Below are 12,081 nucleotides of genomic sequence, written 5' to 3' on the forward strand. Positions count from 1 at the left end.
ACCTCCGTTTTTTGATTTGTTTTTAATATATTTTGATTATAAAACAATAAGAGGATAAAGTCAATATAATTAATCAACATTAAATAAATTTTATTTACTGACATAATTTCTAAAATATTGTATAATGATAAATAAAGACTTTGTTGAGGGTAAATGGATGAAAGATAGGAAAGTTATATTACTTACAAATGAAAATTTTGAAAAAGAGATACTTACTGTACTTAAAGATGTAGATACCTATTTTCTTATAGTTTTATATTTTGGAAATGACAGCAGTAAGAATTGGGAGCTTCTTGAAAAAACGAGAAAATATTTTTGGAAAAAGGAAAAGAATTTCTATTTAGAAAATGTAGTTATAATATCTGGTAGAGAATATATAGCAAATGATCTATTTGTAGAAGCTGTTATTACTCCAAATGATATTATGACATTTGATTTTTTCTCTTTTGCTGAGGAATATGAGAATTTTGAAGGTAAAAGAATTGCTGAATTTGTAGAAAGAAATTTCCTAAGATTTAAGTATAGTTTTGATCTATATAATATGGAGAATCCCTGGATATATCAAAATAACGGGACAAATATTTTGAAGATAACAAATGGTTTTAGAAAGAAAATACTTAACAATTTCCATAAGATAAAAAATATAATTCCAGAGATGATAATATCCTTTTTTGAGAAGGGGAACAATGAGAATCTGATTAGGATAATTAAACTAATTGGAGCAGATGCTCAGCTAATAATTGCTTTTGTAAATAACTCTGAAGTAACATATAATAAAAGAGCAGATCTTTTTATTCATATTGACTCAGACGAATATGAAAAAATTGGAACAGAGTTTATAAATGAATTTATAGATTGTAATGATAAGGAAAAAGGGTTAGAAGTTCTTAAGAACTTTTTTGAGATTCCTGATAAAAACTTTGATGCAGATCTTTTTTATGATGAAGAGAAAGAGATAGATAGCAAAGAGGAAAAACATTATATGATGGAAGTAGAAGAGGGTTCATCGCTTAAGAGCTTTTATGAAATCAATGATAATACACTGCTATTTAATTATGGATTGAAGAAAAAATATATAATTAAAAAGACACTTTAGATTTTTATTCTAAGTGTCTTTTTCTTTTATTTTACAAAGAATTTACCTTTAAATATAAGTTTTAATGTAATAAGTAAAAGCAATGCAATTAATATAGATGCTACAATAAACATTATAAGACCAATAGTTGAAACAATATCTCCTTTATACTGTACAAACATATGCATTCCAGTATTTGCCATAGATTCAAGACCGAATGAAAATGCCCAGAAACCTGTTGTAAAACCATCTTCAATTACCCAGTAAAATAGTCTTACAAGAAAGAAAAAGTTAAGTAGTCCATATCCTATAAGCATTTGAGCAAATACATCAACTTTTCCACCATTTATACTCAGATAAGCTGCACATGCAACAAATGCTGGTGCAAGTTGAATTCCTATTACTGGTCTTATTTTAGATGCCAATTCTTCTGTTCTCAATCTTTGAAGTGTTACTGCTTCAAAACTAATCCATGAGAACATTCCAGCTCCAAAAAATAACATACCAAGTTTATCATATCCAAGTGCTCCTGCACCAATTGCACTTGCAAAACCTGCAGCAATAGTTGGCAGATAAATAACAGGAGTTGTGGCAGTTATAGAGTGAATTCCTCTCCACATTTCACCTGTATGATAAGAAGAAAAGATAAGTTGCCCTATTATTCCGCTAAAAATTAATATTTCTGCAAAAATTCTTGATAGTGGAATAACAGCTACTCCTAAAAGAATAGTTGTAATAGGGATAAGGCTTATAAAGCAACCTTGAATTGGATTTTTTAACTCTGCATAAGCTGTATCTCCTCTATAAAATAATCTATAGATATATATTCCAATAAAGACAATCCAAATTGATGCTGCCAATATCAGAAGTACCTCAGAAAATAAAAAAGGGACTCCAGCAGCTTTAGCTGCATATCTGTAGGCAAGTCCCAGACTAAATAATCCCAATGAAATACCAAAATAACTTGTTGGCATCATAAATGATCCTGATTTGTTTTCCATAATACCACCTATTTTTCATAATTTTATATAAATAACAGAGTGATTTTACTGCTACATCTAAAGTAAGTCAAGAATTATTTGAATTTTATCGTGTCTTTTTTTTCACGATATAGTATACTTAATTCAAGAAGAGGTATTTGATTTTATAAGGAGGTTATCTATGGACAATCAATTACTTGAATTTGCTAAAGAGCATTTTTATTATATCTTAATGGCATGTGGACTTTTAATTATCATTGGTTCAATATTTGATTGGAAGTGGATAACTAGGATATCATCACCTGTAAAATTTGGTGCAATTCGTACCTGGATTGAAGAAGTCTATGGAATTGAGGCAAGATATAGATTTGAAAGAGTCATTATCTTTATTTGTGGAGTGGTTATTTTTGTTGCAGGAATAATATATTGGCATTATTAACATCTCTTTCATTCTTTAGCACCTAAAAGATTTTAAAAAATTTTGCTGAAAAATCAATCCTCAAACGTTTAAGGATACAAAGGAGATATAAACAAAAAAATAATAGGAGGTTTTTATTATGAGTATATTTGCTTTAAAAGTTTCAGAAGATATGAGAAATACTGTCTTCACATCATTAAAAGATGAAGGTATAGCACGTTTTACCTGGTCTTATGTAGAGGAAGGAAATCTTTTAACTATTAGGGAACAAATAAATAATAGTGGATGGAATAGTTTGAATAATCATCAAAAAGATTGTTGGAAAGCTAACTTTATGTTAAATATTCAACCTAATGACTATATTGTATATATTAATGTTCCTAGTTATGGAGAGTGTACTATTGCTCATGTTACTAGTGAGTATTTCTGGGGTTGGGATAAATATAAAATGGACGGAAGCCATTGTTTACACATAGATAAAGATTCTATTCAAGTATTCAATAGAAATGATGAAGGGATACCTTCTAATTTATCTAGAAGATTCAAACTTCAAGGAAAATATTGGAAAATTTATTTAGAAAAGGAATTTGCCAAACTGGTTGATGATTTAAAAAAAGGAAATTTGAGTGGAAAAAATGCTACTCCTGAAAGTAGACTAACTAGTTGTATTAATTCTAACGTTAAACCATATTTAGCTAAAATTTGTGAAGAGCTACAAAAATTCCATACTGGAAAACATTTAGAAGAATTAATTGCAAGTATATTAAGGAATATTCCCAATGTTGAAAATGTACAAATTAAATCAGGAACTTCAGATAAGGGTGGAGACATCATATTTGAATATAAAAACGAACTAGGAGATATTTTAGGTTTTCAAAAAATTGAAAAAGTAGCTATTCAGGTAAAATCATATGAAGGTACTATTTCTAATACACAAGCTATAGAGGATTTGAGAAACGTATTTAATTATGATGATAAGATTACTACTGGCATTATCATGACTACAGCAACTCTAGTAGATGAAAACTTTGATAAAAAATTATCAGATTTACAAGAGGAATTTCCTGAAAAAAATGTTTCCATTATCCATGGAAGTGATTTTGCTAATTGGATTCTAAAATATGGATATAGTAAAGAAAATTAAATAAAACTAATGGAGATCCAAATGATAGCAATTCTTATGAATCATTGGGAATTGTTGATTATTCAAAGTTTATTGAAAATCTGCCACTTGATAAATACTCCTTTATAGATGGAGAATACATTGTAGTAGAATCATTGGAAAAAGATGAAATGAAAAGACTATACAATTTATTGACAAAATAACAGAATAATGGAAGGGAAAGAATTATGAAAATTGAACTAAAAAGATTAACAGAAGAATACAAAGATGAGTTAATATACATTTGTAATAATATAGACAGGAAATATTTATCAAACAGAATGCCAAAACCTTATAAAGATTCAGATGCAGACTGGTGGCTGGATTATGTTGGGAAAAATGAGGGAAAAGATGGACTGTTTAGAATCATTGCTGTAGATGGGAAACTTTGTGGGATGATAAGTATTGAAAGAAGAGAAGATATCTATACCAAAGAGGGCTCTTTAGGTTATTGTCTTTTGACTGATTATTGGGGAAAAGGTATAATGACTAAAGCAACAGAAGAGATTTGTAAATTAGCATTTAACCAACTGGATATTATTAAAATAATGGCAACTACCTTTAAAGATAATATTGGTTCAAGAAAAGTAATTGAAAAAAATGGGTTTAAGTTAGAGGGTATAAGAGAAAAATCCATATACAAAGATGATATAGTCTATGATGAATACCTTTATGGAAAATTAAAAGATAATAATAAAGCCTATTTATAATTTTAAGGCCAATTAGTAATCTGTCATAAAAGAAGAGGCTATTGCAAATTTGTAAAAGATAAAATTCTTAGCATTAGAAATTCTTTCGTAATTTATGAAGCGAAACAGAATACTGAAAATTTGACTGTTTGAACGAAGTGAGTTTCAAATTTTCTTTCTGTAAGCAAAATAAATAGAAAGAATTGATAGCTTAGAGAATTTTATTTTTACCGTTTTATAAAAATAGCCTCTTTTGATATTATAGCTTATATTATGCCCCTAAATAGGCTTTTTTAACATCTGGATTATGTAAAAGTTCTTTTGCTTTTCCTTCCATAGTGATTTTACCAGTTTCAATAACATAGGCATAGTCTGCAACTGAAAGTGCCATTTTAGCATTTTGTTCAACTAGTAAAATTGTAACTCCAGCCTCTTTAAGTCTTTTTATAACTCCAAATATCTCCTTTACAAAAAGAGGAGAAAGACCCATAGATGGTTCATCTAAAATTAAAAGCTTAGGTCTGCTCATAAGAGCCCTTCCCATTGCAAGCATCTGTTGTTCCCCACCAGATAGTGTACCAGCCATCTGATTTTTTCTCTCTGACATTCTTGGGAAAACTTCGTAAAATTTAGCTCTATCTTTTTCCAGATTTTCAGGTGTATCATCTACTGTAAATGCTCCAAGTTTAAGATTATCTTTAACTAATAGTTTTGCAAAAATTCTTCTTCCCTCTGGTACCTGAGCAATTCCTTTTTTGCAGATAAGATGTGATGGTGATTTAGTAATATCTTCTCCCTGAAATCTTATCTTTCCTTTTTTAGATTGAATAAGTCCAGATATAGTCTGTAGAGTTGTAGTTTTCCCAGCACCATTTGCTCCTATTAAAGATACTACCTCTCCCTGTTTAACCTTTAATGAGATTCCTTTTAGAGCGTGAATATTATCATAATATACGTGTAAATCATCAATTTCTAACATATAATCTTTTTCCATTATTTACTTTCCACCTCATCTTCATCATCTTTTCCCAGATAAGCAGTTACAACTGTTGGATTATTTACTACTTCCTGTGGGTCTCCCTGGGCAATTAAAGTCCCATGGTCTAAAACAAGTAATCTTTCGCAGATACCAAGTACAAGCTTCATATCATGCTCAATTAATAAAATTGCTATTCCAAATTTATCCCTTATAAGCTTTATAGTTTTCATAAGTTCATCAGTTTCTGTTGGGTTCATACCAGCTGCAGGTTCATCTAAAAGTAAAAGCTTTGGATTTGTTGCCATAGCTCTGGCTATTTCAAGTTTACGTTGTTGTCCATATGGAAGATTTCCAGCTGCGGTATTGGCAAATTTATCAAGGCCAAATATTTTAAGAAGCTCCATTGCTTTATCCTTTGCTATTTTCTCCTCTTTCCAAAAACCAGGTAGTCTAAATGTCCCAGTAAAAATACCATATTTCATATTGAAGTTATTAGCTACCAATACATTTTCAAGTACAGTCATATATTTAAATAGACGGATATTTTGGAAAGTTCTTGCAAGACCACTTTTAACCAGTTTATATGTAGGAGTCTTTTTTATCTCTTTTCCATTAAATATATATGTTCCAGATGTTGCAGAATAAACTCCAGTTAAAATATTAAATACAGTGGTCTTTCCTGCTCCATTTGGACCAATCAGTCCAACAAGCTCATTTTCTTTTATCTCAAGGTTAAAATCAGTTACAGCTTTTAAGGCTCCAAATGTAATTGAAATATCTTTAGCACTAAGTATTGTCTTACTCATCTGAAACCTCCTTTTTCTTTAAAAATCTGTTAACTATTTTAGAAATCTGAAATTCTTTACGACCAAGTAATCCTGTTGGTCTAAATATCATTGTAAGAATTAGAAGCAGTGAATATACAATCATACGATAGTCTGCAAAGCCTCTTAACACTTCAGGAAGTATTGTAAGAACAATTGCAGAAATGATTGAACCTGTAAAACTTCCCATTCCTCCAAGTACTACCATAACCAGAATATTGATTGAATAGTTATAGTCAAACTGTTTTGCACCTAAAATACCTAAGTTATGTGCATATATTCCACCAGCTACCCCAGCAAATATTGCAGACACTGTAAAGGCAAATGTTTTATAATAAGTTGTATTGATTCCTGAAGCTCCACTTGCAATTTCATCATCTCTAATAGCAAGAATAGCTCTACCATGTCTGCTGGTCATAAGTGAAAACATCATAATTACGCATACAACCATGATAATATAGATAATTCCAAAATTATTAAATCTAGGGATTTTTCTAAGTCCCTGTGCTCCACCTGTAAAGTGAAAATACTCAATTAAAACTCTTATAATCTCACCAAATGCCAAAGTTATAATAGCAAGATAGTCTCCGTAAAGTCTCAAAGCAGGGATACCGATAATGATACCAATTATTCCTGCAACTATACCACCAATTATAAGAGCTACAATATATCCAGGTAGCCCAGACATAAGACCAGATTTTGCAAATAGTGCAGCTGCATAAGCTCCTACTGACATAAATCCAGCATGTCCAATTGTAATCTGTCCCAGACACCCTACTGTGATATTTAAGCTCACAGCTAAAATTATATTAATACAGATAAAAATCATAACAGTAGTTTGATATCTTGAAATAACCTTTGTACTGATTAAGGTTGTAAGAATAAAGTAACCAGCAACTATAAATAAAAGAGTTAGGAAATAACTCCATTTCTTTGTCCTATCCATTTTCTCCCCCTATACTTTCTCTCTGATATTTTTTCCAAGTATTCCTGTTGGTTTTACAAGAAGCACGATTATAAGTATTGCAAATACAAATGCGTCAGCCAGTTGTGATGAGAGATAAGCTCTAGTTAAGCTCTCAACTATTCCAAGGATAAATCCTCCTATAACTGCTCCTGGAAGTAATCCAATTCCTCCAAGTACTGCTGCAATAAAAGCTTTTATTCCAAGCATTGCACCCATTAAAGGTTCTACCTGAGGATATGCAGATACATATAGAACTGAAGCTATTGCTGCAAGTCCACTACCTATTGCAAATGTAAGCTGGATAGTATTGTTTACATTTATTCCAACCAGCATTGCTGCTCCGTAATCTTCACTTGTTGCAAGCATTGCCTTACCATATTTAGTCTTCTTCATAAAGTACTGCAATCCAAATGAAAGAATAAGAGTCACTGCAATAGTAATAACAGTACCAAAGTTAAGATGAAGCTCTCCTATTTCTATAGGTGCCTGAGTAAATACCTTTGGAAAAGCTCTTGTATTTGGTGTAAAGAGTTTCATAAAGACATTTTCTAATAATAAACTTACTCCTATGGCTGTGATAAGATTAGATATTCTAGGTGAATTTCTAAGTGGTCTATAAGCCACTCTTTCTGTCAACATCCCTAATACAACACAGACTACTATTGAGGGAATAACTGTCAGCCATACGGGCAATCCCATTTTTGTAAATGTAGGTATGCAAAAGAGAGATACATATGCTCCTACCATAATAATGTCCCCATGAGCAAAGTTAATAAGTTGAGCAATTCCATAAACCATCGTGTATCCCAAGGATACCAATGCATAAATACTTCCAATCTGTAAACCATTAATTATCTGTAATAAAAATTCCATTTTTTTCCCCTTTCGATATTTTTCCAGAGGAAGCAGAAGCTTCCTCTGGTTTTTATTTATTTAATTACAGTATCATATGTATATTTACCATTAACAATTTTCAATACAGTAACTGCTTTAATTGGGTTATTTTTATCGTCAAATTTTAGTTCTCCTGTTACTCCATTAAAGTCACTATTCTTAATTGCATCAATAACAGCTTGCTTATCAGTAGTGCCAGCTTTTTCAATTGCATTTTTAACTAGATATGCAGCATCGTATGAAAGAGCAGAGAAAGCTGATGGGTCTTCACCATATTTTGCTCTATAGGCTTTTAAGAAGTTTTGTACCTTTTCACTTTTATCATCTAATGAATAATGGTTAGTAAAATAACTTCCTTCAATTGCTCCATATGCTGAACTGTCAAGTGCTTTTGCTACTCCGTCCCATCCATCAGGACCAATAAATTGAGATTTGATTCCAACTTCTCTTGCCTGTGTTGTAATTAGAGCTGCCTGTTCATAGTAGTCTGGAATTAGTAAAACATCAGGATTTGTACTTGCTATTTTGGTTAGCTGAGCTCTGAAGTCTTTATCTCCCTCTCCATATCCCTCTTTAGCAACAACTTTAAGTCCTAACTTTCCAGCCTCTTCGATAAATGATTTAGCAACTCCATCAGAATAGTCACTAGAGTTATTAACAATAACAGCTACTGTTTTAGCATTAAGTTTTTCTTTAGCAAGTTTTGCTAGAATTACTCCTTGATATGGGTCAGTAAAACATACACGGAATACATTTGGTCCAGCCTCAGTAATATTAAACTGTGTCCCTGTAGGAGTTACCATTGGCATATTGTCATCAGCAGCAATTTCAGCAACTGCAAGAGATGGTTTTGATGTAATATCTCCAACTAATGCAACAATATCATCATCTACAAGTTTATTATATGCAGTTACAGCTTCTGTAGAATCTCCCTTTTCATCAAGAAGAATAAATTCAACAGGTTTTCCTAAAATTCCACCATTTTTATTAATCTCTTCAAAAGCAAGTTTAGAACCATTTGTAGCAGATACCCCATATATAGCTACAGGTCCAGTTAAAGGTCCCAATCCACCAATTTTGATTACATCTTCTTTCCCATATACAAGAGACGATAATAAAAATGTTGTTCCTAAAAGTGTTAAATTAAATCTGTTCATACTAAATTTCCCCCTTTAAAATAAATTTATATTGTTTTTTAAGTATTACAATCCACCTACAGTGTACTTTTGATTTGGGTATAAAAAAACAGCCTAGTCAGGCTGTTATTTTCTATACTTATACTCTATCTATACACTCTTTTATATATAGTTATACAAGGATATATTTACACTACCTAACATAATTTTTGGCATATGAAATTGTGCTCATAATTATATGTATGAGTATAATAAAGCATATGACAAGTATTATGTAGTTATGTGCTAACATATCTTTTTCCCCCTATATTTTATTAGTTTTATATTTGTTAAAGAGAGTATAACTCTATCTTTTTTAAATTGCAAGAAAATTTTTATATTTTTTCAAATATTCTTTTAATATAGTATCAATAAAAGCACATGTCCATTTTTTTAGTATATTAAAACTAATTAAAAAGGCTTTCTATTTTAGATTTTAATCCATCTACATCAACTACGTGTTGTTCTATATTAACAAGCTCACCATTTTGATATTTTTTAGTAATTAAAAGCTCGTTCTTATCATTATATATATTCCAATCTCCATCTTTAACTCCATTTACATAGCTTCCTTTATATGCAACAGTTCCGTTAGAATAGTATTTTACATATTCACCAACAGGTACTCCCATATCATATGTTGCTTTCTCTTTTATCTGTCCATTGGAATAATAACTTGCCTGTTCTCCATTAAATTTTCCATCTTTATATATTTCAGAAACTTCTATTTGACCATTTTCATATTTTCCAATCATTTTACCAGAAAATGGTTTTTCTCCATTAACTACATAGACAATTCCATTTCTATCTTGTTTTTGAGATATATCTACCTCTTTATCAAATGGCGAATTACAAGCTGTAATTATAGATGTAATTAAAACTGCTAATAGTATTTTTTTCATTTTCTCCCTCCAATTTATTTTGTATTTCACTTATATTATATTACATATTTTTCCTTAAAAGTAAAATTTTTAATAAATAATACCAATTAAGTCAGAAAAAAACAATATAAAAGTTGAGTTTGAATTCAATTTTAGGTATAATGTTTCTGTATAAAAAATTTTAAGGAGGATATCATGACTTATTACGAAACAACAGGAATATGTGCAAAAAAAATAGGAGTAGAAGTGGATTCTAATGGAACAATTACAGAGGTTGAATTTTGTGGAGGATGTCACGGTAATACTCAGGGACTAACAAAATTACTTATTGGAATGAATAAAGATGTTGTTATAAATCTATTATCAGGAATACAATGTGGAACAAGAGGTACATCTTGTCCAGATCAACTGGCACAAATTTTAAAAAAAATATAGTATAGAAATATAGCTATATAAAAATAAAACGGGGGGAATTTTTATGAAAAAACTTTTTTTAGCATTTTTTGTAGTAGCCTGTGGGCTAATAGCAGGCTGTGGTAAAGACAATGAAGCAGCAAAGGACACTTCAGTGAAAAAGGAGAAAGTAGTTGTAGTTTCACAAGGTTCAAAACCTAAAAGTTTGGATCCTGCAATGTACAATGAAATACCTGCTCTTACTATTACAAGACAGATTTTTAATACATTGCTTAGAATTGATGACAATGGAAATATAGTTCCAGAACTTGCTGAATCATATGAGTATTGTAACACCAACTGAACTTGTAATCAAACTTCGAAAAGGTGTTAAATTCCATAATGGAGATATACTTACAGCAAAAGATGTGGCTTTCAGCATTAACAGAATGTTAAACAAACAGGCAAGTAAAATAATGATCAATGTTGTTAAAGATGTAGTTATTGTAGATGATAATACTGTTAAGTTAATCTTATCACAACCATCTTCACAACTTTTATTTGCTCTTGCACATCCATTGACATCAATCTTAAATGAGAGAGATACTGTTGCAAATAAAGATGATGTTGCTTCTCATCCAATTGGAACAGGACCTTATAAATTTGTAGATTGGGGAAGTGGAGAGAAGATTGTACTTGTAGCATTTGATGACTATTTTGAAGGAAAGCCTAAAATTGATAAACTTATATATAGAGCTATAAGTGAAAACACAAGTAGATTGGCTGCCCTAGAAACAGGTGAAATAGACATAGCTTATAATGTGGCACCAATTGATGCTGATACTATAAAAAATAATAAAAATTTAGTATTAATTTCAAAACCATCAACATCAACAGAGTATATTACATTTAATAATACAAAAGCACCTTTTAATAATAAAGATTTCAGACTTGCTGTAAACTATGCAATAGACAAACAGGGAATAGCTGATTCTATATTCATGGGAAAAGCTCATACAGCAAATTCTATTGTAAATCCAAATGTTTTCGGCTATAATAAAGATGTTGCAGGTTATCCATATAATGTTTCTCTAGCAAAGGAATATCTAGAAAAATCTGGAATTAAAAATCCTAAATTTACCTTATTTGTAAATGACAGTCCAATAAGACTTCAAATTGCTCAAATTATTCAAGCAAATTTAAAAGACATAGGAATAGATATGAATATTGAAACTCTTGAATGGGGAACATACCTTCAAAAAACAGCTCAAGGAGAGCATCAAGCACTTTTAGGAGGATGGGTATCTGGAACTTCAGATGCAGATATAGTTTTATATCCATTATTACACAGTAGTTCTCATGGTGGAGCAGGAAATAGAGCCTTTTATACAAATAAAGAGCTAGATAAAATAATTGAAGCAGCTCGTGAAACATCAAATGTTGAAGATAGAAAACAACTATTTATGAAAGCACAGGAAATTCTTCAAGATGATGCACCTTTAGGAATTTTACTTTATAAAAATGAAAATATAGGGTACAATAAAAATATAAAAGGATTTGAATTCAGTCCAACAATGATGCATGTACTGAAAAACTTAGATAAGCAACAATAGTTACAACATAAATATATAAAGGAGGCCGTAT

12 protein-coding genes and 2 pseudogenes are annotated in these 12,081 nt (G+C 30.6%); 7 read left to right on the forward strand and 7 right to left on the reverse strand.

Going from position 1 to position 12,081, the window contains the following annotated elements; translation table 11 throughout:
* Nucleotides 1-124: 124 nt before the first annotated feature.
* Complete coding sequence (locus IX290_RS02715) at nt 125-1,096, forward strand: hypothetical protein (RefSeq protein WP_211491670.1); 972 nt, start codon at nt 125-127, stop codon at nt 1,094-1,096.
* A 26-nt stretch (nt 1,097-1,122) separates the two neighbouring features.
* On the opposite strand, the gene tehA is transcribed toward IX290_RS02715, so the two are convergent.
* Entirely contained in the window at nt 1,123-2,076 is a 954-nt protein-coding gene (gene tehA / locus IX290_RS02720; RefSeq protein WP_211491671.1) for a dicarboxylate transporter/tellurite-resistance protein TehA, read from the reverse strand.
* A 160-nt stretch (nt 2,077-2,236) separates the two neighbouring features.
* Between tehA and IX290_RS02725 the strand changes: the two genes are divergently transcribed.
* The 4 genes and pseudogenes from IX290_RS02725 (at nt 2,237) to IX290_RS02740 (ending at nt 4,345) form a co-directional block, all read left to right on the forward strand.
* The gene (locus IX290_RS02725; protein WP_211491672.1) at nt 2,237-2,494 is read left to right on the forward strand and encodes a hypothetical protein; all 258 of its coding nucleotides are present in this window, start codon (nt 2,237-2,239) and stop codon (nt 2,492-2,494) included.
* Nucleotides 2,495-2,612: 118 nt separating this feature from the next.
* Nucleotides 2,613-3,617, forward strand: coding sequence for a restriction endonuclease (locus IX290_RS02730; RefSeq protein WP_211491673.1), 1,005 nt, complete (start codon nt 2,613-2,615; stop codon nt 3,615-3,617).
* A gap of 11 nt (nt 3,618-3,628) precedes the next feature.
* Nucleotides 3,629-3,799: pseudogene (locus IX290_RS02735) on the forward strand (DUF4299 family protein); the annotation flags it as partial.
* A gap of 24 nt (nt 3,800-3,823) precedes the next feature.
* Nucleotides 3,824-4,345: a GNAT family protein gene (locus tag IX290_RS02740; RefSeq protein WP_211491674.1), complete on the forward strand. Its 522-nt coding sequence runs from the start codon at nt 3,824-3,826 to the stop codon at nt 4,343-4,345.
* Between the two features lie 250 nt (nt 4,346-4,595).
* On the opposite strand, the gene IX290_RS02745 is transcribed toward IX290_RS02740, so the two are convergent.
* The 6 genes from IX290_RS02745 to IX290_RS02770 all read right to left on the reverse strand — a co-directional run bounded on the left by IX290_RS02745 (nt 4,596) and on the right by IX290_RS02770 (nt 10,065).
* Nucleotides 4,596-5,318, reverse strand: a complete 723-nt coding sequence (locus IX290_RS02745; protein ID WP_211491675.1) for an ABC transporter ATP-binding protein — start codon at nt 5,316-5,318, stop codon at nt 4,596-4,598.
* A complete protein-coding gene (locus IX290_RS02750) occupies nt 5,318-6,109 on the reverse strand; it encodes an ABC transporter ATP-binding protein (RefSeq protein ID WP_211491676.1) in 792 nt (263 codons plus the stop codon). The genes IX290_RS02745 and IX290_RS02750 overlap by 1 nt, the downstream gene beginning before the upstream one ends.
* Complete coding sequence (locus tag IX290_RS02755; protein ID WP_211491677.1) at nt 6,102-7,073, reverse strand: branched-chain amino acid ABC transporter permease; 972 nt, start codon at nt 7,071-7,073, stop codon at nt 6,102-6,104. Before IX290_RS02755 ends, IX290_RS02750 begins: the two co-directional genes overlap by 8 nt.
* Nucleotides 7,074-7,082: 9 nt before the next feature.
* Nucleotides 7,083-7,967: a branched-chain amino acid ABC transporter permease gene (locus tag IX290_RS02760; RefSeq protein ID WP_211491678.1), complete on the reverse strand. Its 885-nt coding sequence runs from the start codon at nt 7,965-7,967 to the stop codon at nt 7,083-7,085.
* A gap of 56 nt (nt 7,968-8,023) precedes the next feature.
* Nucleotides 8,024-9,145 (reverse strand): ABC transporter substrate-binding protein, encoded by a 1,122-nt coding sequence (locus tag IX290_RS02765; RefSeq protein ID WP_211491679.1) that lies wholly within the window; start codon nt 9,143-9,145, stop codon nt 8,024-8,026.
* Nucleotides 9,146-9,570: 425 nt separating this feature from the next.
* Complete coding sequence (locus tag IX290_RS02770) at nt 9,571-10,065, reverse strand: hypothetical protein (protein WP_211491680.1); 495 nt, start codon at nt 10,063-10,065, stop codon at nt 9,571-9,573.
* 174 nt (nt 10,066-10,239) lie between these two features.
* Between IX290_RS02770 and IX290_RS02775 the strand changes: the two genes are divergently transcribed.
* Both IX290_RS02775 and IX290_RS02780 read left to right on the forward strand, forming a co-directional pair.
* A complete protein-coding gene (locus IX290_RS02775) occupies nt 10,240-10,479 on the forward strand; it encodes a TIGR03905 family TSCPD domain-containing protein (RefSeq protein ID WP_211491681.1) in 240 nt (79 codons plus the stop codon).
* Nucleotides 10,480-10,522: 43 nt separating this feature from the next.
* Nucleotides 10,523-12,050 (forward strand): annotated as a pseudogene (locus IX290_RS02780) (ABC transporter substrate-binding protein).
* The last annotated feature ends 31 nt before the right edge of the window (nt 12,051-12,081 follow it).

The sequence above is a fragment of the Fusobacterium sp. DD2 genome (genome assembly GCF_018205345.1).
Taxonomy (GTDB): domain Bacteria; phylum Fusobacteriota; class Fusobacteriia; order Fusobacteriales; family Fusobacteriaceae; genus Fusobacterium_A.

Bases quoted from the DNA above. Each gene is read 5' to 3' on its own strand.
- IX290_RS02750 (WP_211491676.1), bottom strand. From the start codon at position 6,109: ATGAGTAAGACAATACTTAGTGCTAAAGATATTTCAATTACATTTGGA.
- IX290_RS02730 (WP_211491673.1), top strand. From the start codon at position 2,613: ATGAGTATATTTGCTTTAAAAGTTTCAGAAGATATGAGAAATACTGTC.
- IX290_RS02765 (WP_211491679.1), bottom strand. From the start codon at position 9,145: ATGAACAGATTTAATTTAACACTTTTAGGAACAACATTTTTATTATCG.
- IX290_RS02775 (WP_211491681.1), top strand. From the start codon at position 10,240: ATGACTTATTACGAAACAACAGGAATATGTGCAAAAAAAATAGGAGTA.
- IX290_RS02715 (WP_211491670.1), top strand. From the start codon at position 125: ATGATAAATAAAGACTTTGTTGAGGGTAAATGGATGAAAGATAGGAAA.
- IX290_RS02760 (WP_211491678.1), bottom strand. From the start codon at position 7,967: ATGGAATTTTTATTACAGATAATTAATGGTTTACAGATTGGAAGTATT.
- IX290_RS02770 (WP_211491680.1), bottom strand. From the start codon at position 10,065: ATGAAAAAAATACTATTAGCAGTTTTAATTACATCTATAATTACAGCT.
- tehA (WP_211491671.1), bottom strand. From the start codon at position 2,076: ATGGAAAACAAATCAGGATCATTTATGATGCCAACAAGTTATTTTGGT.
- IX290_RS02725 (WP_211491672.1), top strand. From the start codon at position 2,237: ATGGACAATCAATTACTTGAATTTGCTAAAGAGCATTTTTATTATATC.
- IX290_RS02745 (WP_211491675.1), bottom strand. From the start codon at position 5,318: ATGGAAAAAGATTATATGTTAGAAATTGATGATTTACACGTATATTAT.
- IX290_RS02755 (WP_211491677.1), bottom strand. From the start codon at position 7,073: ATGGATAGGACAAAGAAATGGAGTTATTTCCTAACTCTTTTATTTATA.
- IX290_RS02740 (WP_211491674.1), top strand. From the start codon at position 3,824: ATGAAAATTGAACTAAAAAGATTAACAGAAGAATACAAAGATGAGTTA.